Genomic DNA, 18,757 nt, shown 5'->3' on the forward strand with positions numbered 1-18,757 from the left:
CGACGACTCCGACAGCGGCGGCAGAACCGCCGACGCCGACGGAAATTCCGACGACCACGCGAAGGCAATCTCCGGGAAGAAGGCAGAACCTCTAAGTTATCAATCCTGCTACCTACCTCCGTGGACCGTGATACCGTACGCCCCGTCGTACTCGCGCTGTTGGCGGTCGTCGCCATCGGCGTCGCCGCCGCGACGCTGAACTCCGCCGTCGTCACCGACGGTTCGGGCGGGTTCGGCGTCGGCCAGCCGAACTCCGACGCGGGCGCACCGAACGGCAGTCAGCCCAGTTTCGAGTTGGGCAACCAGTCGTCGAGCGGCGACGTCGCGCCGCCGCTGCAACTCCCGTGCTACCCGTTCCTCGACTCGTGGTGGGCCATCGCGCTCATCGTCGCCGGGTTCGCGGGCGGCGCGTACGTCGCCTACCGACGGCTCGGCGGTCTCGGCGTCGTCGCCTACGCCGGACCGGTGGGCATCCCGTTGCTGTTCGCCCACGCCATGCTCACCGTCTGTAGCGACCCCGCCGAGAACGCCACGAGTTCGTTCTTCGAGAAGGGCAACGTCTCGCTCGTGCCGGAGGGCGGGAGCGGCGCGCCCGGCGGTTCGACCGGGACGAGCGTCACCGACCCCTCCGTCCTCCTGCTGGCCGGACTCGGCGTCGCCCTCCTCGCCGCGGTCGCGCTCCTGTTCGTCTCCTCCAGCGGCGAGGACCCCGAGGAAGACGAGGAGTTCGCGGAGCCCGACGACGGAACCGACGTGCGCGCGGTCGGCCGGGCCGCGGGCGAGGCCGCAGACCGCATCGAGACGACGACCGACGTGGACAACGAGGTGTTCCGCGCGTGGCGCGAGATGACCGACCACCTCGACGTACCGAACCCCCGTTCCAGCACGCCCTCGGAGTTCGCGGCCGCCGCGGTCGAGGCGGGCATGGCCCGCGAGGACGTGGACCGCCTCACCACGCTGTTCGAGGAGGTCAGATACGGCGGCGAGTCGCCGACCGAGCGACGCGAGGAGCAGGCGCTCGACGCCCTCCGGCGCATCGAACGCGAGTACGCTGGCCGCGGCGCGTCCGCTCGCGGCGGACGCGCCGCGGGTGCGGAGTCCGCCCCCGACCGCGGAGGCGACCACGACGCCGCCGACGGGAGCGACTCCGGACCCGGAGGTGACGCCGCGTGAGCGAGCAGAGCAGCCACCCGATTCTGACGACCGTCGGTATCGTCACGGTCGCGGTCGGCCTGCTGATGATGTTCGTCCCCGGTTTCGCGGCCGCAATCGGCACCGGGTACGCCGCCGTCACCGTGATAGGCCTGCTGGCGCTGGTGCAGGCCCTGCGAATCGGTCGCTCGCGGATGACGACCGACCTGCACGCCGCCGAGACCGACGACGTGGAGACGGTCGAAGCGATGCCGACGCCCGGCGACGAGTTCGACCGGTCGGTCGCCGAGTTGCGCTCGGGACCGCGCCGAGTCCTCATCCGCGAGCGGGCCGACCTCCGCGAGACGCTCGAAAGCGCGGCGCTGACCGCCGTCGCCGACCGGGAGAACTGCTCGCGCGAGGCGGCCCGCGAGCGCGTCGAGGCCGGCACGTGGACCGACGACCCCCACGCCGCGGCGTTCCTCGGCGAGGGCGACGTCCCCTCGCCGCCGCTGTTCGACCGCGTGAAGATAGCCGCCAGCACCGAGTCGCGGTTCCAGTACCGGATTCGCCGGACCGCCGACGCCATCGCTCGAAAAGCGGGCGTCGAACCCGACGCGGCCGGCGAGAGCGACGGCGGCGAGTCGGACGAAGGCGACGCGAACGACGACGAATCGGCCGACGCTGACGACCGATTCGGCGACGACGCGACGGGCGTCGGTTCCGGAGACCGCGGTTCGGCCGACCGCGAGAGCGAGGCGACGAGCGCCGATTCGACCGACGCCGGGACCGACCGACCCGACCGGGGAGCGAACGCCTCCGACGGAGCGACCGACTCGGACCGAACGGAGGCCCAAGCGTGAAGTCGATTCGTCGAACCAATCGCTGGCGCGGCATCAGCGGCGTCGCCCTGCTGGCCGGCGCGCTCGGCGTCCTGTTCAGTCGGCCGCTGGTCCTGCTGTCGGGCGTCGTCGGCGTCGCGTTCGCGGCCTACGCCCGGACCGCGGGCACGCCCGAACCGGCCCTCGACGTGACGCGGACCGTCAGCGACGGGGAACCCCTGCCGGGCGACGAGGTGCAGGTGCGACTCACCGTCGAGAACGTCGGCGGTTCGATGCTCGCGGACGTCCGGGTCGTGGACGGCGTGCCCGACGCGCTACCGGTCGTCTCCGGCTCCGCGAGACTCGGGACCGCGCTCCGGCCCGGCAAGTCGGCGACGCTGACCTACGCGGTCGAGGCCGAGCGCGGCGACCACGAGTTCGACCCCGCGACCGCAATCGTCCGGGACTTCAGCGGTGCCATCGAGGTCGAACAGGAGGTCGAGACCGAGACCAAACTCCGGTGCGTCCCGAAGCTGGGAACCACCGTGGACGTGCCGCTGCGCGCCCAGACCACACAGTACACCGGCCGGGTCACGACCGACGCGGGCGGGTCGGGCGTCGAGTTCCACGCGACCCGCGAGTACCGGCCGGGCGACCCGCTCTCGCGGGTGGACTGGAACCGCCTCGCGCGGACGGGCGAGGTCACGACCATCGACTTCCGCGAGGAGCGCGCCGCGAGCGTGGTCGTCCTCGTGGACACCCGCGAGAAGGCGTATCTGTCTCGGGACGCCGAGTCGCGCAACGCGGTCCAGTACGGCGTGGACGCCGCGGGGAAGGTCGTCACGAAGCTCCTGGACGCGGGCGACCGCGTGGGACTGGCCTCGCTCGGTCCCGAGTCGTGCTGGCTCGCGCCCGGCGCGGGCCACGACCATCAGGCCCGCGCTCGGAGCCTGCTCGCGACCCATCCCGCGTTCGCGCCGACGCCCGGCGACGGGATGTTCTACCCGACGACGCGGCTCAAGCAGATTCGCAAGCGCCTGCCCGCCTCGACGCAGGTCGTGTTCGTCACGCCGCTCTGTGACGACTTCGGGCCGGATGTCGCCCGCAGGCTCGACGCCGAGGGCCACCTCGTGACCGTCGTCAGCCCGGACCCGACCGCGACCGACACCGCGGGCCAGCGGTTCGCCCGGACCCAGCGCAAGCATCGCGTCTCGAAGCTCCGGCAGGCCGGCATCCGCGTCGTGGACTGGGACGTAGACGAGCAGTTGGGCGTCGCGTTGGCTCGGATGGCGAGAGTGACAGGAGGTGTCGCTTGATGAGCGATACCGACTGGTGGGATAGCGTGACGGGAGGTGTCGCGTGACCCGCGAAATCGACCGGTCGCCCGCGCGCCTCTCGTCGGCGCTGGCGGTCAGCGCGGCCGCGCTCGCGGCGGGCACCAGCGCGCTCACGACCAGCACGGCCCTCGCGCTCGGCGTCGCCGGATTCGTCGTCGTCGCGCTCGGCGTCGTCCGCGGGTCTCGGCGGGCCATCACGCTCGGTGCGACCGCACTGCTCGTCGGCGCGCTGGTCGGCGGCTTGTTCTCCGGCGCGCCGTACTTCCTCCTGCCGGGGGTCATCGCCACGGTGTTGGCGTGGGACTTCGGCGAGCAGGCCATCAACGTCGGCGAGCAGTTAGGTCGTGAGGCCGACACGACCCAACTGGAAGTGACCCACGCCGCGGGGAGTACGGTCGTCGGCGTCGGTGCCGGCGCGCTGGGCTACGGCATCTATCTGGTCTCCTCTGGCGGTCAGCCGGTGCCCGCGCTCGTGTTCCTCCTGCTGGCCGCGGTGGTCCTCACGTCGGCGCTCCGGAACTGACCGGTCGGGGTTCGGGATTCGCTGGACCCCGGACTTCGCTTCTCGCTCGCGCTCGGTGACGCGAACTACCGGAAGCGCACCTACGGATTGCTTCTTCTCCGCAACCACTCCAACTTCGAGAACAACGAGTGAAATCCCGAGGACCGCAGACTGAACTGCGAAAATCACCGAAAGCCCGCCGAGAAACCCGAATCGACCGACGGCCCGCTACCCGCGCAGTTCGCGCTGAAGTCGTCGCAGTTGCCGTTCGACCTTCCGGGCTTGCTCTTCGGCGTTCGGGTCGAGGTCCGAGAGCTCGGGTTGCTCCTCGTCGTCGGACTCCGACTCGTCGCTCGTCTCCCCCGCGGCGTCTTCGTCCATGCCTCGGGGTGGTCGCCGGATTGATATAAAAGCGAGCCAAGCGGAGTGAAAGTGAACCTGATTAGCTTTCGCCCGCGTCGTCCAAGACCTGCTGGAGGTCCCGGAACAGCGCTTCGTACTCGTCGGGGGCCATCTCGTCCTCGATGACCGACAGTTGATTCTGCACCTCTCGCAACTCCGCCTCGACTCGGGCGTGAGTTTCACTCTCGGCCGCCTCGTCCCTCCGGGGGTCGGCCCGGCAGGTCACCAACCGGTAGTATCGCTGGAGGAGTCGGTTGTACCGCCGGCGCTTGACGAGTCGGTCGAGGACCGTCCGGACTTTCCACTCGGCGAGCGGCCGGCGGATGCAGTCGTCGAGATCGAGTTCGAGCGCATCGACGTCGGCGTCTTCCGAGAGAACGACCGCCGCGGGTGCCTCGATACCGCGGTCGCGTAGCTTCGAAACGAACTCGTCGCCGGACACATCCTCGCAGTGTCGAGGAACCAGTATCACGTCTACGTCCGCGTCGGCAGCGGAGAGGGCGGTCTCGCCGTCGCTGGCGGTCGTTACGTCCGTACTCGACAGCCACTCCGAACATTCGCTCACGGTTTCGCCGACTAAGAGGGCGCTCGGCCGATAGGCGCGAGCGTCCGCGGACGTTTCCGATTCGGCACCCATTTCGACTCGAAATAGCAAATAGGTGGTGTTATAAATTACTCATATTTCCATTACTACACACATTATATTTGTAATTCGATAAAATAAGTCGACGTTCGAGTGGTGCGCGCTCGGGGTCTCACTCCACCGTCGGCACCGGTACGTCGTCCAGCACGCGGTCCACGATGGAGGACTTCGAGACGTTGTTGACCTGCGCGTCGGGGGTCAGGACGACCCTGTGGGCCAGTACCGGTTGGGCGACGCGCTTCACGTCGTCGGGGGTGACGAACTCACGGCCCTTCATCGCGGCGTAGGCGCGGGCCGTCTCGAAGAGTCGTTGGGTCCCGCGGGGTGAGACGCCGACCTGCACGCGGCGGTCCTCGCGGGTCTCGCGCGCGACGTTGGCCATGTACTCCAGCAGGTCGTCGTCCACGCGGACCGTCTCGGGGACCTCCCGGAGTTCCGTCACGAGCTGCTCGTCCAGCACGGTCCCGACCGAGGGACTCTGGGCCGACCGCCCGGCGCGCCGGCGCAGGAGTTCGTACTCGCCGTCCACGTCGGGGTAGCCGATGGAGGACTTGACGGCGAAGCGGTCCACCTGCGCTTCCGGCAGGGGGAAGGTGCCCTCCTGCTCGACGGGGTTCTGCGTGGCGATGACGAAGAACGGCTTGGGGAGGTCGTGGGTGTCGCCGTCCACGGTGACTTGGCCCTCCTCCATCGCTTCCAGTAGGGCGGCCTGCGTCTTGGGCGGCGCGCGGTTGATCTCGTCGGCGAGGACGACGTTGGCGAAGATTGGACCCTCGTTGAACTCGAACTCGCGGTCCTGCTCGTTGAACACGTGGGTCCCGGTCACGTCCGCGGGCAGGAGGTCGGGGGTGAACTGGACCCGCGAGAAGGAGAGTCCGAGCGCCGACGCGAAACTCCGCGCGGTCAGGGTCTTGCCCGTCCCCGGCACGTCCTCCAGCAGGGCGTGTCCGCCCGCCATCGCGCCCAAGAGTACGGTTTCGAGGAACTCTCGGTCGGCGATGACGGCGTTTCCGATAGCGTCGAGGACGGCTTCGCACTGCTCGTTTGCCTCGGTTACGTCCATACCCTACCCGGTGGCGGGCCGACCGCTTGAAGGTGACGGTCGCCTGACTGAAGCGCCGGGAATCGAAATCCATAAGAGCCAGAGGGCAGTAGGGAGGAGTGAGCCGAGGTAGCCTAGCCTGGCCAAGGCGGTTGCTTCGAGAGCAACTGTCCTTCACGGACACAGGAGTTCAAATCTCCTCCTCGGCGCTCCAACTTCTTCGATTTTCGCTGGATTAGCGTCGTCGCTGTCGGGTAAGAACGACACTTCGTCGAGAGAGCAGTCCCCGTCTATCGAGGTTCAGAACAGGAACATGAAGTTGTGGACGCCCAGGAACCCGTACCAGACGGCCGCCGAGGAGTAGGTCACGACCCGGAACGCGGCGGGGTAGCCGTCCGGTGCCCACGCGTCGGGGACCAGTCGGGCGACGACCTCGCCGCTCTCGGCCAGCAGGGCCACGCCGACGACGGCGAGGACGACGGTGACGAGGACGCCTTCGACCATCCCGAACTCGTCCATCAGCGTCCGGGTCAACCACATCGACTCGTACACGTCGTCGCGGAGCGAGAGGACCGTCACGGTGCTGACCGCGTCGAGCATCTTGCCGACGACCAGCACGACGAGCAGGGTGAGTCGGTCCGCGCCGACCGCGAAGCGACCGCCCCCGACGGCGTAGGACGAGGAGCTGTTCGACACGACACCAGCGACGCCGCCGTCGGCCTTTGTTATGGAGTGCAAATGGAGCGGGTAATCGGGGTCCAATCGAACTCAGGCGACGGTTGTCACCGTCTCGCGACCAGTAACGACTCGATACCGTGAGCTTCGATACCGCAAGTTTCGACACTGCGAGCCTCGATACCTCAGGTCTCGGCATCGCGAGTCGCCGACGTGAGGACTCGCCCGGTTCAGTTCAGTCGCCAGAGTTCGTAGTTCAGCGCTGTGGCGAACCCGACCCAGAGCAGGTAGGGCACCAGCAACGCCGTCGCCCGGCGGTCGATACGGGCGAACGCAGCCATCGTCGCCAGAATCGCCGCCAGCAGGACGAGGATGACGACCAGACCGCCCAAGATGGCCTGTGCGCCGAAGAAGACCATCGTCCACGCGGCGTTCAGGACCAACTGGACGACGAAGACCGCGAGCGCGACGTTACGGAGCCGGCCGTCGTCGCTCCGCCAGACGAGATACAGCGCGACGCCCATCAGCAGGTAGAGCGTCGTCCAGACCGGTCCGAACAGCCAACTCGGCGGCGTGAACGCGGGTTTGGCCAGCGTCGGGTACCACGTCGCCACCTCGTCGGCGGTCAGAATCGACGGGACGATTCCGGCGAGTTCGCAGACGACGACGCTCCCCAGTAGGACCGGCCAGTCGATGCCCTCGCCGTCGCCGCCTCGCAGGGTCTCGGTGACGTTCATGGGTATCCGTAGGGCGGCCGACGAGAAAGAGATGGGGGGTCGAGAGGATTGTACGCCGAAGTCCGCCGCGCGACCGGAACTTTCAGAACGAGTCTCCCCGTTGCTGTGGGTATGTCACCGACCGTGGACGCCCTCCGCAACGAAATTCGGACGGCGGTGGGCAGGTACGAGCGCGTCGAATCGACCGGTTTCACCAAGGAGGCGCTCGCCGCGATTTGCGAGGCCGTGGGCTACGACGCGGAGGCGAACCGGCGTCCGTCGAAACCCCAGATGCGAGCGGGGATTCTGTGGAGCGTCGGCGAACTGGACGACGACGACCCGGAGGAGGCTCCGCGACAGTTCCGGAAAGCGGAGCTAGAGGCAATCGCCGAGGCGCTTCGGGACGAATAAATCGTCGTTAGACGAGCCGATGTTTTCGCGGTAGCCGGACGGTCGGTCTCGAAAGCTCCGGTATCGACAGTGAATCCCGTGAGGGCCGTCGCCGAGAACGCCTCGAAAGCCCCCGCGCGCTCGCGGTCGCTCAGCAGGATATTTCGGGCGCGCAGAACTGCGCGCCCGAAATAGTGGCCGTGCTGAGACGACTAAACTGCACGCGAGCGCGCGGCCCCTTTCAGTCCACCCAGACGGCGGCCGGTGTGGTCGAGCGTTCGCCGGTGGCCTGTCCGACCGAGCGCGTCCCCGTCGTCTGCGTCACCGAGCGCACGCCGACCGCCGGGTCGTCAGCCGGGCGGTCGGCTCACGTCCGAGACGGACTGCTATCGAAGTGTTTTGGAAATATCTATCAACCTCAAAGAACGAAAAATATTCCTCAAAGAAATATACAACTGTTTCAGAGCGCTCAGTCGTCGGCGGTCGCGGGGTCGGCCTCCTCGTCCGCCACGAGGAGCCGGTCCAGCGCGTTCACCATCGCGGTGACGCTGGCGCGGGTGATGTCGCCGTCGCTCGCCCGGACCGTCACCGAGCGGTCGCCCTGCGACATCTCGACCTCGACCGTGACCACCGCGTCGGTGCCGCCGGTGATGGCGTCCACGTGGTACGAGTCGAGGTCTGCGTCGGCGGCGACCGCGGCCGAGTCGCCCGACCCGGCGACCGCTTCGCGGACTGCGCCGACCGCGGCGTCCACCGGGCCGTCGCCGGTGCCGCTGGCGACCCGCTCGTCGCCGTCCACTTCGAGGCGGACGCTGGCGGTGGGTCGCGGGCCGCCGCTGGTCGCGGTGAGTTCCAGTAGCGTGATGCGCCGGTCGCGCTCGCGGCCCCGCACGTCGTCGGCGATGGCCAGCAGGTCGGCGTCGGTCACGCGCTTCTCCTGCTCGGCGAGTCGCTGGACGCGCGCGACGACCGCCGCGAGTTCGTCGTCGCTGACCTCCACGCCGTGTTCGGCGAGCGCGGCCTTCGCGCCCGCTCGTCCGGTGTGCTTGCCGAGGACGAGGCGACGCTCCCGGCCGACCGTCTCGGGCGGGTACGGTTCGTACATCCGCTCGTCCTTCAGCGTCCCGTCGGTGTGGATGCCCGACTCGTGGGCGAAGGCGTTCTCGCCGACGACCGCCTTGTTCGGTGCGAGCGGCACGTCGGTCGCGTCGGCCACTGTTCGCGCGAGGTCGTAGAGTTCGGTCGTCGCGACGGTCTCGACGCCGTAGCAGTGGTCGAGCGCGATGGCGACCTCTTCGAGCGCGACGTTGCCCGCGCGCTCGCCGACGCCGTTGACCGTGGCGTGGACGAGGTCCGCGCCCGCCGCGACGCCGGCGAGGGCGTTGGTCACCGCCAGCCCGAGGTCGTCGTGGGTGTGTGCGCTGGTCGGTCCCAGTTCCGCGAGCCGCGAGACCGCCTCGTAGGTGCGCTGGGGACCGGTGTGGCCCACCGTGTCGGCGAAGCAGAACCGGTCGGCCCCGGCGTCGTGGGCGGCCTCGGCGAGTTCTTCGAGGAACTCGAAGTCGGCGCGCGAGCCGTCCTCGCCGATGACCTCGACCCAGAGACCGTGGTCGCGGGCGTACGCCACCAGCTCCTCGGTCGTCTCGACCACCTCGTCGCGGGAGGTGCCGACCTTCCCCTCGACGTGGCGGTCGCTGGCGGGCACGACGAGGTTCACGCCGTCCACGCCGCAGTCCAGCGCGAGGTCCACGTCGCGCCGGACGCCCCGCGCGAAACTCGTGACGCGGGCGTCCAACCCGAGGTCGGCCACGCGCCGGATGGTCTCGCGCTCGCCGTCGCCGGTGCAGGCGCTCCCGGCTTCGACGACCGAGACGCCCGCGCGGTCGAGCGCGGTCGCTATCTCGGCTTTCTCGTCGGGCGCGAGCGAGACGCCCGGCGCTTGCTCGCCGTCCCGAAGCGTCGTGTCGAGAAGCCCGACCTCGCGGTCCGACAGCCGTCGGTCGCGGTCCGCGAGTCGTTCGTCGCGTTCTGAGTGCTGTGCGTCGTCGTCTGCGGGAGGTGTGTTATTCGGGGAGCCCCCGAATAAATCGTTCACTGGCCATGATTGACCACGCTCCCGCTTTCGTGGGGGAGTAGTTAAGGGGGGCTTTGTGACAGGCCGGTCTGTCGGACTCGGCGTCCCCGGTTCGGTACCGCCTACGTTTTTCGGTGTCGAGGCGGAGGTAGCGGATGGTCTCGGAGAAAGAGAAGATGCTGAACGGAGACCTGTACGACGCCATGGACCCCCAACTCGTCGCCGAGCGCGACCGGGCGAGCGAACTCACCCGCCGCTACAACCGAACCGCGCCGGACGACGACGAGACTCGGCGCCGTATCCTCGAAGAGCTGTTCGGGTCGCTCGGCGACGAGTGCAGGGTCGAACCGCCGTTTCGGTGCGACTACGGCTACAACGTGCGCGTCGGCGAGAACTTCTACGCGAACTTCGACTGCGTCGTGCTGGACGTCTGCCCGGTCGAAATCGGACGCAACTGCCAACTCGGGCCGGGCGTCCACGTCTACACCGCGACCCATCCGCTGAACGCGGCCGAGCGAGCGGCGGGTCCCGAGTACGGCGAGCCGGTGACGATAGGCGACGACGTTTGGGTCGGCGGTAAGGCGGTCGTCAATCCGGGGGTGACGATAGGCGACGAGGCCGTCGTCGGGTCCGGCGCGGTCGTGACCGAGGACGTTCCCGCGGGCGTCGTCGTGCAGGGGGACCCGGCGACCGTGGTGAAGGAAATCGAGTGACGACACCGAGACGCGCTCCTCAGTGACGACAGACATTTCGAGACCGCCACGCCCGACGCTTCGAGACCCGCCACGCCCGACACCGACACGGGTCGCCGACGGGGTACTTTTATCCGAGGCCGAACAACCACCGTGCGATGAAGGAGACGCCCGCCGGAACCCCGGTCGGCGTGGACGACCCCTACGACCACGCGGGGGTCTGCGACCACCTCACCGACGAGGGCAAGTGCCGGTTCGCCTTCGAGCATCCCGAGCAGGACCCCGAGTTCGCCCGCGAGCGACGCCGCGACGAGTTGCGGTGTCCGGCTGTCGACCCCGATAGCGAGGCGCTGTGCGCCTCGAAACGGTCGAGCGGAGAGCGAATCGACCCGCGAGACGGAGACTGGAATTGGGAGGACTGTTCCCACTACCGGTGCCGGAACCGCGAGCGCGAGTGCATCCGCTGTGGCCTCGAAGAGCGCCGGATGGCCCACTCCGACGAGCGCCCGCTCCTCGAAGAGCACCACCTCTCCTACGCGGGCGAGGGCGAGACGCTCGGTCACGAGATCACCGTCTTCCTCTGTCGGTGGTGCCACGCCAAGGTCCACAAGTCGTGGGCGCGCATCGACGACGACGTGAATCCCGACCCCGAAGCCATCGCCGAGAAGGAGGGCCGACGCTCGCGCGAGCAGTCCGAGGCGAGTTTCGAGTCGGCCGCCGACCGGTTCGACGTGGGCGGTGACCGCGACGCGAAAAACGGCGGCGACCGCGGCGACGCGGAGCGCGGCGAGTAGCCCACTGCGGCCGGTCGGCGACAATCCTTATTGAACTCCCGGCCGTTCGACCGACGTGACCGACGACTCGACGTTCGACAGGCGTTCGTTCCTTCGACGGGCGAGCGGGGCGGGACTGCTCGGGGTTTCCGGACTCGGCGGTCTGCGGTCCCGCACGCGCGGCCGCGAGTCGGACGGCGCGAGAACTGCGCAGGACGGCACGGACGGCGGCGACGACACGAACGAGGAGGGTCCCATCAACTACCTTCAGGCGGTGTTGCCGCGCGGCGACATCCTCGACGCGGACCTCGTGTACCGCATCGTCGTCGTCGGCGGTCCGATTCAGCCGGGCACGCGACCCCCGCCGCTGTGCTTCCCGGAGACCGAGGACCAGTGGCTCGCCCGCAACGCGTTGGTGGTGAAACCGACCCAATCGACCGGCATCTTCGGCGACGACGACATCGGCGAAGTCAACGAGTCGCGGATACACCTCGAAAGCCCCGTCCCGGTCGGGGCGGTGTACCGCATCGCCGGTGGCGAGTACTGCGACGGGTACGCGCAGGTGACGATTCACGAACTCCCGCCGCAACTGAGCGAGTACTTCAGCAAGGACATGCTCGACACGATTCGGACCTTCGAAGCGAACGAGACGGCGAGCACCGAGACGACGGCGGACGGCGCTCCGGCCGCGCTCGGGAACGAGACGGCGGGGAACGCGACCGACGATACCTGACGGGGCGTCCCTCGAACGGGGACGGCCGGGTCTCCGAGACGCCGCTGACTCCTCTCTGGCGGCGTGGCTCGCGTCTTCGAACTCCTTTTGTGGGCTTACTCACTACGCTCGGGCAATGACTCGCATCGTCGTGGTGGACAACCACGGGCAGTTCACGCACCTCGAACATCGCGCGCTCCGGGATATGGGCGTCGAGACCGAAATCATCGACAACACGACCCCGGCGGAAGAGATCGACGCCGACGGACTCGTCCTCTCCGGCGGTCCCGACATCGAGAACATCGGCAACTGCGCCGACTACCTCGACCTCGACGTGCCCGTGTTGGGCATCTGTCTGGGCATGCAGGTCGTCGCCGACGAGTTGGGCGGCCGGGTCGGCGAAGGCGAGTACGGCGGCTACGCCGACGTGACGGTCGAGATTCTGGACGACGAGGACCCGCTGGTCGGGTCGCTCGCGCCAGAGACCCGCGTCTGGGCCAGTCACGCCGACGAAGTGAAGGAAGTGCCCGAGGGCTTCGCTCGGACGGCACGAAGCGACGTCTGCGGCGTCGAAGCGATGGCCGACCCCGACCGCGACCTCTACGGCGTCCAGTGGCACCCGGAAGTCGCCCACACCGAGGAGGGCGAGGAAGTGTTCGAGAACTTCCGGGCCGTCTGCGAGTGAGCGTCGGACCGACTGCGAGTGAGCGCTGGACCGACGGGTCGCGCTGACGAGTCGCCCGACGAGTTGTCCGGTTTTTAACTGGGGAGTCGCCGAGTAGTACCTTTTATCCTTCCCCGCCGAAAGACCCGAGTATGACAGCGACGCAGGGCGACCTCGCCAGCCTGTCGCGGTACATCTTCCGCGCCCCGAAGTGGTACGCCAGCGTGACGTTCGCGCTCGTCATCGCGGCGGTCGCAGGCGTCGGTGCGTTCGACTCGCGGTTCGTGCTGGAGGACGCGTGGCAGGGGGTCTTCTTCATCGGCGTCCCCACCGTCGCCGCCAGTCTCCTGACTACCCCGGTAGACCGCTACCTCGGCGGCCAGTTGACCTACAACCGGTCGTCGCTGTTGGCGCTGACCTGCGAGGGCATCATCGTCGCCATCATGGCGGCGGCGGGCGCGATAGCGGTCTTCACGCCCCGACTCGGCCAGCAGTTCGTCTTCGACGCGCTCATCGTGGGCGTCGCCTCGGTGTTCGCGCTCCGCCTGCTGGTCGTGATGGCGGTCTCGGGCCGGTCGGTCGTCGTCGCCGCGATTCCCGCCAGCATCCAGACCGGCGCGGCCGCCCTGCTGTTCTTCATCTACAGCGGGACGATGAAGTACCTCTACGTCGGCGGCGGCCCGCTCGTCGAGGTCGTGTTCATGCGCGCCGACGAGGCACCGCCGGAACTCGGCGTCATCGTTCCGGTGGACTTCGCCCTGCTGGGCGTGATGTGTCTCATCTACGGCTTCGCGGTCTGGGCGTTCGTCAAGTTCATCGACCGGCCGTGGAAGCGGAGCCTCGGCGTGAGCGTCCTCGACTTCCTCCGGGGGTTCATCGGCCACATCGCGGAGGGAACCAACGAACTGGAGGGCTTCTTCGAGGACATCGGCGAGGAGGCCGTGGTGCCCGTGACGGTCCTCTCGTTCCGGAGCGCCGACGACGAGACCGAGAAGGCCCGGTTCGTCCTGCCGATGATTCACCCCGGTCCGATGGGCGAAATCGGCGGCGGGAACCTGCCCGAGCGCGTCGCCCAGTCGGCCGAGGGCGTCGCGTTCCCGCCCCACGCGACCGCGGGCCACGACTTCAACCTCGTCACCGAGCGCGAGGTCGAGACCCTCATCGAGACGGCGAACGACGCCTACGAGGACATCGAGTACCACGACACCGCGACCCGCGCGGTCAGGGTACGGGAGGGCGACGCCAAGATGATGGGGCAGGCGTTCGGCGACGACGCGCTCCTCGTCGCGACCTACTCCCCGGAGTTCGCCGACGACGTGGAGTACGCGGTCGGTCTCTCCGCGGCCGCGGAAGCGCGCTCCGCCGGCGTCGAGGACGTGATGCTCGTGGACGCCCACAACTGCAACAACGGACTCGAAGGCCCGGACCTCGGCCACGTCTACCCCGGTAGCGAGCGCTCCTTCGAGATGATGCAGGCCGCGGGCGAGACCGGCGACAGACTCGCCGCCGCCGAGCAGGGTCCGGTCCGGATGGGCGTCGCGTGGGACGAGACCGACTGGGAACCGCTGGACGGCATCGGTCCGCTCGGAGTCCGGGTCTCGATTCTGGAGGTCGGCGACCACCGCACCGCGTACGTCCTCGTGGACGGCAACAACATGGAACCGGGCCTGCGCGACCGCATCGTCGCGCGACTGACCGGCGACGACTCGGCGGCCGCCGAAGCGCCCGCGGACGGTTCGGCGGCGGCCGACGCCGCGGAAGTGGCGGCCGACGGCGCACCGCTCCCGCGCATCGACGCGGTCGAAGTCATGACCACCGACACCCACGTCGTCAACCAAGTCGAGGCCTCGAATCAGGTTGGCGAGGCCATCGACCAAGACGAACTCGTCGCGGTCATCGACCGCCTCGTCGCCGAGGCGACCGACGACCTCGAACCTGTCGAGGCGGGGATGGCCAGCGAGCGCGCCGAGGTGACGGTGTTCGGCAACGACCGGACCGAGACGCTGGCCAGCCACGCCAACGCGGTCATCTCGATGGGCGCGGCGCTGGCCGCGACGGTGGTGCTGGCCGCGATGGCGGTGAGCCTGCTCATCTTCTTCGTCGCGGCGTCGTGAGTCGGGGTTCGACTCGGACTGCTCGTCGAGACACTGTAGATCGAACGGGACGGGATAGCTCCGGAAGGTCGGAACGGGACGGCGATTGTTTTGAAAGTGGAGCAACATTTAAGAGTTAGTTAAACCAAACCCGGACATGGAAAACCGACGACTCGTTCCGGTGGTGATGGCTGTCGCTGGGTGTACGGCCATCGTAATCGGCGTGTATCAGGGACTGGTCCACGTTGCACCGGGGTACGAGGGGACGATCACGGCGGGATGGGGTGGAGATCTGAATCGAGAGGAAATATTGCTCGTCCAGTTGGGTGTCGTCGGCGTCGGCGGTGCGGTTGCCGCCCTTCGGTGGAAGCGTCTGGCGAGCGTCCCGTTCGCGACGGGCGGTATCGTCCTGTTCTACGCGTTCCGAGCAGTAGGTCCCTTCCTCCGGTCGCCGACGAGACCGCTCTATCGAGAGTTCTCGCCCGGAGCCCCCGGCTTCGAGGGGGAGTCCGTCATGCTCGTCCTCGGTGCAGAGCCGTTCCTGCTCGCCGGTGGCGGGCTATTGCTCGTGGGTGCCGGCATCGCAGCGTCGAGATTCCGAACTCCCGGCGACGAAGGCGACGAGTTGACACCCCCGCCGTCGCGAGCGTAGGGCCACCCGAGACGGCCCGTCGCGGATTCAGTCAGACCGAGATTCGGGGAGACCACCGACCTCACTCCGGATTCGACTCGTAGTCGTCCCCGACCTTCACTCCGAGCGCGCCCGGCCGGGTGTCGAGGGTGACTTCCTCGAACTCCCGAATCTCGCCGTCGAGGCTGAACGTCACCGGCTCGCCGTCGAGGCTCTCGAAGTCGAGTCGCCGGGCGTGGAGTTCGGTGACGTGGTCGGTCTCCCACTGGAAGACGCGCTGTTCGACGTACTCCACGAGGGCGTCGCGGGCCGGGAGCGTCTCGATTATCGTGACCTCCAACAGGCCGTCCTCGGCGTCGGCCTGCCCGCCCTCCTCGGCGAACTTCCGGGCGTTGCCGACGAGGATGGCCTCGGCCTCGCCCACCCACTCGCGTTCGGTGCCGTCGTCGTCCACCGCGTCGATTTCGACCCGGAGGCCGTCGAAGTCGAGCGCCTCCTCGATGCCCGCGACGACGAACGCGACCGGACCGAGGCTGTTCTTGCGGTCGTGGGTCGCCGCGGCGCTCGCGTCGGCGGGCAAGCCGGCGATGGCCGAGAGGACGAACGGTTCGTCGCCGGCGACCCCGAGGTCGAGGCGTCGGGTCTCGCCCTCGGCCGCGACCTCGAAGCCGGTCGCCAGGTCCCGGATGCCGAGGTCCCGCGCGAAGAAGTTCTCGGTCCCCGCGGGAATCACGCACAGCGTCACGGAATCGAGTGCGTCGGCCGTGACGAGGCCCTGCACGACCTCGTGGAGCGTTCCGTCGCCGCCGCAGACCGCCAGCGTCTCCACGCCGTCGGCGGCGGCCGCCTCCGCGAGGTCGGTGCCGTGGCCCGCGTACTCGGTCTCCACGATGGGGAACCCGTACTCGTCGGCGAGGTCCCTGACGCGCTCGACGTGGGTGCCGCCGCCGCTGGTCGGGTTCAGAACCAGTCGGCGGTCGGTCTCACGAGTCATATCCCCGCTACGGGCCAGTCGCCTAAATGCTCGGAGGCCGGACCCGTCCCGTTTCGGGACGGGTCCGCGCCGCGAGCGGTCGGCGCGTCGGTCTCACCCGCTGGCCGGGCCGGCACATTCCATCGACGCGGCCGCGTCGAGCAATTGCTCCACGGTCGGGTCGCCGCGGTAGCGGACGCGCCCCGAGTCGTGGTCGTACGCGACCAGACCGGCGTCGTCGAGTTTCGGCAGGTGGACGTGAGCGAGGTCTATCCGGACGCTGCGAGCCGTCTCTCCGCGCAGTTCGCACCGGCCGTCTCCGGCGTCGTTTCCGCCGTCGGTCAGTTCGTCCGCGAGTCGCTCGACGGTCGTCGGGTCGGCGTCGGTTCGGTCAGGGTCGGCTCGGTCGGTGTTATCTCGGTCGGAATCGCCCGGCGCACCCCGGAGGAGGGACAACGCGCGTCGTCGCCATACGTTCGCCAGCACGCCGAACGCGGTGTCGGTAGAAATCGAGTCGTCGTCGGTCTCGTCGAGTTCGTCGCCCGTCATCGACTGGTTGGGAGTACTCCGGGGCGGGAACTCCGTCTGTCGGAGGACTATTCACACCGTTTATGTGCGCTCACTCGTCGTGTATCAGCGTGTTCTCCACGAGGTTGGCGTAGCCGCGCTGGAGGCGGGCGGAGGCGGCGTTCTTCGAGATGTCGAGTCCGTCGGCGACGCCGCGGAGGTCGGTCTCGCTCGGCACCTCGAAGTAGCCCAATCGGTAGGCCGCAACGAGCGCATCGTACTGCTCGTCGGTGACGCCGTACTTGCCCAGCGCCTCGGGGTGGGCCGACTTGCTGAGTCGCTTGAGTTCGAAGGAGAGGTCGTGGGCCGCGGCGTAGTCCTGAAAGGAAGCGAGGTCCTCGCTGTCGGGAAACAGCGTCTCGACGGTCCACACTCCGCCGTCGCTGGTCGCTTGCAGCACCGTCGCGCCGCTCTCCGAGATGGCGTAGACGATGCCCTCGGTGTTGCGCCTCCACTCGACCTGATAGAGTCGCTGGTCCTCGTGGGTCTCGACGGTACTGGGGTCGGCCACGGACGAGTCGTCCTCCAGCGCGGCCTCGAACGCCTCGAAATCGACGCCGCTCGCCCAGAAGAAGGGGGTCACGGCGTCGTCCTCGACGGCGACTCGCTCGATTTCGACGTGAACGTCCGGTAGAGCGTCGAGCGTCCACGCGAGCAGGAAATCGTCGGCGGGGACCGCGAATTCGGTGACTATTCCCATGCGGTGTCAGTGTCTACGTGGGGTCGGGCGATAATCAGTGTATCCGTTCGCGGTAGCACTCGCGTCACTCGTCGTGGACGAGCGTATTCTCCACGAGGTTGGCGTAGCCCCTGTGGAGGCGAGCGGAGGCGGCGTTCTTCGAGATGTCGAGTTCGTCGGCCAACTCGCCGAGCGACACCTCGCCGGGCACCTCGAAGTAGCCCAATCGGTAGGCGGTGACCAGCGCCTCGCGCTGTTCGTCGGTGACTTCGTACTGGCCGAACGCCTCCGGGTGGGCCGAGTCGTGGAGCCACCGCAACTCGAAGGATAGGTCGTGAGCCGCGGCGTAGTCCTGCAACGCCGAGACCGCCTCGTCGTCGGGAAAGAGGAGTTCGACCGACCAGTCGGTTCCGTCGCTCTCGGCCTGTAGAATCGTCGCGTCAACCTCCGAGACGGCGTAGACGAGGCTCTTCGCGTCGCGCTTCCACGCGACCTGATAGAGGCGCTGGTCGCCGTGGTCCTCCAGTTCGACGCTTCTATCGACGGTCGGGTCGTCGGCCAGCGCGGCCTCGAAGCGCTCGAAGTCCTCGCCCGCGACCCAGAAGTACGGCGTCACGCTCTCGTCCTCGACGGCGACTCGCTCTATCTCGATTTGCATCTCGGGCGCGCGTTCGAGCGTCCATCCCAGCAGAAAGTCGTCCCCCGGGACGGTGAACGCGGTCAGCACGCTCATTGCTACCATCATCGTCGCGCCACATATCAATCGCTCGCTTCGTTTGAACTGCCGTCTCCCGTCGTGCCCGGCGGTCGCCGGTCCCGCGACTCGGTCCGGGCCGAGCGACGCGACTGGCGAATCGGCGTCGAAAGAACACCGCAAGGTACCCCTACCCGCGGTGTTCACGGCATTTCGGGCACTGTAAATAGGTCTTGTGGTGTCTGAGCGCGCTCGCGGTCGGCGGGCGGCGGCTATCCCAGACGGTCCCGAAGCCGGAGGACGGCGTAGAGACCGCCGAAACCCGACACGGCGAGCGCGACCACGAAACCGGGGAACGCGAGGCCGGGCGGGAGCGCGTCGTAGACGAGTTTGGCGACGACGCCGACCCCGGCGAACACCGCCGCGACTGCGACGGCGGTGACGAGCGTCGAACCGAGGCTTCCGGACGACGATTCTCCCCCGCTCGCTCGCCGAATCGGTCCGCTTCGACCGGTCATGTTCGAATCGTTTCAGGTGGCCGGGCAT

22 protein-coding genes and 1 tRNA gene are annotated in these 18,757 nt (G+C 68.4%); 12 read left to right on the top strand and 11 right to left on the bottom strand.

Annotated features, from left to right (window positions below; all coding sequences use genetic code 11):
• Positions 1 to 120: 120 nt before the first annotated feature.
• Genes M0R88_RS10685 through M0R88_RS10700 form a run of 4 tightly spaced genes read left to right on the top strand, consistent with a single transcriptional unit; the run spans position 121 to position 3,812 of the window.
• The gene (locus tag M0R88_RS10685; protein WP_248653497.1) at positions 121 to 1,173 is read left to right on the top strand and encodes a DUF4129 domain-containing protein; all 1,053 of its coding nucleotides are present in this window, start codon (positions 121 to 123) and stop codon (positions 1,171 to 1,173) included.
• Positions 1,170 to 1,994: a DUF7269 family protein gene (locus M0R88_RS10690; RefSeq protein ID WP_248653498.1), complete on the top strand. Its 825-nt coding sequence runs from the start codon at positions 1,170 to 1,172 to the stop codon at positions 1,992 to 1,994. The genes M0R88_RS10685 and M0R88_RS10690 overlap by 4 nt, the downstream gene beginning before the upstream one ends.
• The gene (locus M0R88_RS10695) at positions 1,991 to 3,268 is read left to right on the top strand and encodes a DUF58 domain-containing protein (protein WP_248653499.1); all 1,278 of its coding nucleotides are present in this window, start codon (positions 1,991 to 1,993) and stop codon (positions 3,266 to 3,268) included. Before M0R88_RS10690 ends, M0R88_RS10695 begins: the two co-directional genes overlap by 4 nt.
• Before the next feature lie 43 nt (positions 3,269 to 3,311).
• Positions 3,312 to 3,812 carry a DUF7519 family protein gene (locus M0R88_RS10700; RefSeq protein WP_248653500.1) on the top strand — a complete coding sequence of 167 codons (501 nt, stop codon included), beginning with the start codon at positions 3,312 to 3,314 and terminating at the stop codon, positions 3,810 to 3,812.
• Between the two features lie 207 nt (positions 3,813 to 4,019).
• Here M0R88_RS10700 and M0R88_RS10705 read toward each other — a convergent pair whose 3' ends face one another.
• From M0R88_RS10705 to M0R88_RS10715, 3 genes are all read right to left on the bottom strand, one after another.
• Positions 4,020 to 4,172, bottom strand: a complete 153-nt coding sequence (locus tag M0R88_RS10705) for a hypothetical protein (RefSeq protein WP_248653501.1) — start codon at positions 4,170 to 4,172, stop codon at positions 4,020 to 4,022.
• A gap of 61 nt (positions 4,173 to 4,233) precedes the next feature.
• Positions 4,234 to 4,758 (bottom strand): response regulator transcription factor, encoded by a 525-nt coding sequence (locus M0R88_RS10710; protein ID WP_248653502.1) that lies wholly within the window; start codon positions 4,756 to 4,758, stop codon positions 4,234 to 4,236.
• A 190-nt stretch (positions 4,759 to 4,948) separates the two neighbouring features.
• Positions 4,949 to 5,899: an AAA family ATPase gene (locus tag M0R88_RS10715; RefSeq protein ID WP_248653503.1), complete on the bottom strand. Its 951-nt coding sequence runs from the start codon at positions 5,897 to 5,899 to the stop codon at positions 4,949 to 4,951.
• A gap of 102 nt (positions 5,900 to 6,001) precedes the next feature.
• Here M0R88_RS10715 and M0R88_RS10720 point away from each other — a divergent pair.
• A tRNA-Ser gene (locus tag M0R88_RS10720) sits at positions 6,002 to 6,087 on the top strand.
• 91 nt (positions 6,088 to 6,178) lie between these two features.
• On the opposite strand, the gene M0R88_RS10725 is transcribed toward M0R88_RS10720, so the two are convergent.
• Positions 6,179 to 6,616 (bottom strand): hypothetical protein, encoded by a 438-nt coding sequence (locus tag M0R88_RS10725; RefSeq protein WP_248653504.1) that lies wholly within the window; start codon positions 6,614 to 6,616, stop codon positions 6,179 to 6,181.
• Between the two features lie 167 nt (positions 6,617 to 6,783).
• Positions 6,784 to 7,290: a TspO/MBR family protein gene (locus tag M0R88_RS10730; protein WP_248653505.1), complete on the bottom strand. Its 507-nt coding sequence runs from the start codon at positions 7,288 to 7,290 to the stop codon at positions 6,784 to 6,786.
• A gap of 111 nt (positions 7,291 to 7,401) precedes the next feature.
• Here M0R88_RS10730 and M0R88_RS10735 point away from each other — a divergent pair, with 111 nt between their 5' ends.
• On the top strand, positions 7,402 to 7,680 hold the full coding sequence (locus tag M0R88_RS10735; protein ID WP_248653506.1) for a hypothetical protein: 279 nt from the start codon (positions 7,402 to 7,404) through the stop codon (positions 7,678 to 7,680).
• 448 nt (positions 7,681 to 8,128) lie between these two features.
• Here M0R88_RS10735 and M0R88_RS10740 read toward each other — a convergent pair whose 3' ends face one another.
• Positions 8,129 to 9,652 carry a 2-isopropylmalate synthase gene (locus tag M0R88_RS10740; protein ID WP_248656697.1) on the bottom strand — a complete coding sequence of 508 codons (1,524 nt, stop codon included), beginning with the start codon at positions 9,650 to 9,652 and terminating at the stop codon, positions 8,129 to 8,131.
• A gap of 236 nt (positions 9,653 to 9,888) precedes the next feature.
• Here M0R88_RS10740 and M0R88_RS10745 point away from each other — a divergent pair, with 236 nt between their 5' ends.
• The 6 genes from M0R88_RS10745 (at position 9,889) to M0R88_RS10770 (ending at position 15,319) form a co-directional block, all read left to right on the top strand.
• On the top strand, positions 9,889 to 10,446 hold the full coding sequence (locus tag M0R88_RS10745) for a sugar O-acetyltransferase (RefSeq protein ID WP_248653507.1): 558 nt from the start codon (positions 9,889 to 9,891) through the stop codon (positions 10,444 to 10,446).
• 137 nt (positions 10,447 to 10,583) lie between these two features.
• Complete coding sequence (locus M0R88_RS10750) at positions 10,584 to 11,219, top strand: DUF7097 family protein (protein ID WP_248653508.1); 636 nt, start codon at positions 10,584 to 10,586, stop codon at positions 11,217 to 11,219.
• A gap of 55 nt (positions 11,220 to 11,274) precedes the next feature.
• Positions 11,275 to 11,931, top strand: coding sequence for a hypothetical protein (locus tag M0R88_RS10755; RefSeq protein WP_248653509.1), 657 nt, complete (start codon positions 11,275 to 11,277; stop codon positions 11,929 to 11,931).
• Between the two features lie 115 nt (positions 11,932 to 12,046).
• The gene (locus M0R88_RS10760) at positions 12,047 to 12,595 is read left to right on the top strand and encodes a GMP synthase subunit A (RefSeq protein WP_248653510.1); all 549 of its coding nucleotides are present in this window, start codon (positions 12,047 to 12,049) and stop codon (positions 12,593 to 12,595) included.
• Between the two features lie 131 nt (positions 12,596 to 12,726).
• Positions 12,727 to 14,688 (top strand): DUF2070 family protein, encoded by a 1,962-nt coding sequence (locus M0R88_RS10765; protein WP_248653511.1) that lies wholly within the window; start codon positions 12,727 to 12,729, stop codon positions 14,686 to 14,688.
• Between the two features lie 136 nt (positions 14,689 to 14,824).
• Complete coding sequence (locus tag M0R88_RS10770) at positions 14,825 to 15,319, top strand: hypothetical protein (RefSeq protein ID WP_248653512.1); 495 nt, start codon at positions 14,825 to 14,827, stop codon at positions 15,317 to 15,319.
• A 61-nt stretch (positions 15,320 to 15,380) separates the two neighbouring features.
• Here M0R88_RS10770 and M0R88_RS10775 read toward each other — a convergent pair whose 3' ends face one another.
• The 5 genes from M0R88_RS10775 to M0R88_RS10795 all read right to left on the bottom strand — a co-directional run bounded on the left by M0R88_RS10775 (position 15,381) and on the right by M0R88_RS10795 (position 18,729).
• A complete protein-coding gene (locus M0R88_RS10775; RefSeq protein WP_248653513.1) occupies positions 15,381 to 16,292 on the bottom strand; it encodes a diacylglycerol/lipid kinase family protein in 912 nt (303 codons plus the stop codon).
• Between the two features lie 93 nt (positions 16,293 to 16,385).
• Complete coding sequence (locus M0R88_RS10780; protein ID WP_248653514.1) at positions 16,386 to 16,820, bottom strand: DUF7344 domain-containing protein; 435 nt, start codon at positions 16,818 to 16,820, stop codon at positions 16,386 to 16,388.
• Between the two features lie 70 nt (positions 16,821 to 16,890).
• On the bottom strand, positions 16,891 to 17,538 hold the full coding sequence (locus M0R88_RS10785) for a helix-turn-helix domain-containing protein (RefSeq protein ID WP_248653515.1): 648 nt from the start codon (positions 17,536 to 17,538) through the stop codon (positions 16,891 to 16,893).
• Positions 17,539 to 17,602: 64 nt separating this feature from the next.
• Complete coding sequence (locus M0R88_RS10790) at positions 17,603 to 18,250, bottom strand: helix-turn-helix domain-containing protein (RefSeq protein ID WP_248653516.1); 648 nt, start codon at positions 18,248 to 18,250, stop codon at positions 17,603 to 17,605.
• 233 nt (positions 18,251 to 18,483) lie between these two features.
• Positions 18,484 to 18,729 carry a hypothetical protein gene (locus M0R88_RS10795; RefSeq protein ID WP_248653517.1) on the bottom strand — a complete coding sequence of 82 codons (246 nt, stop codon included), beginning with the start codon at positions 18,727 to 18,729 and terminating at the stop codon, positions 18,484 to 18,486.
• Between the last annotated feature and the right edge of the window lie 28 nt (positions 18,730 to 18,757).

Source organism: Halorussus gelatinilyticus (assembly GCF_023238445.1).
Classification (GTDB): domain Archaea; phylum Halobacteriota; class Halobacteria; order Halobacteriales; family Haladaptataceae; genus Halorussus; species Halorussus gelatinilyticus.

Excerpts from the sequence above, each read along its gene's own strand:
- M0R88_RS10705 (WP_248653501.1), bottom strand. The coding sequence starts at position 4,172 with ATGGACGAAGACGCCGCGGGGGAGACGAGCGACGAGTCGGAGTCCGAC.
- M0R88_RS10715 (WP_248653503.1), bottom strand. The coding sequence starts at position 5,899 with ATGGACGTAACCGAGGCAAACGAGCAGTGCGAAGCCGTCCTCGACGCT.
- M0R88_RS10730 (WP_248653505.1), bottom strand. The coding sequence starts at position 7,290 with ATGAACGTCACCGAGACCCTGCGAGGCGGCGACGGCGAGGGCATCGAC.
- M0R88_RS10735 (WP_248653506.1), top strand. The coding sequence starts at position 7,402 with ATGTCACCGACCGTGGACGCCCTCCGCAACGAAATTCGGACGGCGGTG.
- M0R88_RS10745 (WP_248653507.1), top strand. The coding sequence starts at position 9,889 with ATGGTCTCGGAGAAAGAGAAGATGCTGAACGGAGACCTGTACGACGCC.
- M0R88_RS10750 (WP_248653508.1), top strand. The coding sequence starts at position 10,584 with ATGAAGGAGACGCCCGCCGGAACCCCGGTCGGCGTGGACGACCCCTAC.
- M0R88_RS10760 (WP_248653510.1), top strand. The coding sequence starts at position 12,047 with ATGACTCGCATCGTCGTGGTGGACAACCACGGGCAGTTCACGCACCTC.
- M0R88_RS10765 (WP_248653511.1), top strand. The coding sequence starts at position 12,727 with ATGACAGCGACGCAGGGCGACCTCGCCAGCCTGTCGCGGTACATCTTC.
- M0R88_RS10770 (WP_248653512.1), top strand. The coding sequence starts at position 14,825 with ATGGAAAACCGACGACTCGTTCCGGTGGTGATGGCTGTCGCTGGGTGT.
- M0R88_RS10775 (WP_248653513.1), bottom strand. The coding sequence starts at position 16,292 with ATGACTCGTGAGACCGACCGCCGACTGGTTCTGAACCCGACCAGCGGC.
- M0R88_RS10780 (WP_248653514.1), bottom strand. The coding sequence starts at position 16,820 with ATGACGGGCGACGAACTCGACGAGACCGACGACGACTCGATTTCTACC.
- M0R88_RS10785 (WP_248653515.1), bottom strand. The coding sequence starts at position 17,538 with ATGGGAATAGTCACCGAATTCGCGGTCCCCGCCGACGATTTCCTGCTC.
- M0R88_RS10790 (WP_248653516.1), bottom strand. The coding sequence starts at position 18,250 with ATGAGCGTGCTGACCGCGTTCACCGTCCCGGGGGACGACTTTCTGCTG.
- M0R88_RS10795 (WP_248653517.1), bottom strand. The coding sequence starts at position 18,729 with ATGACCGGTCGAAGCGGACCGATTCGGCGAGCGAGCGGGGGAGAATCG.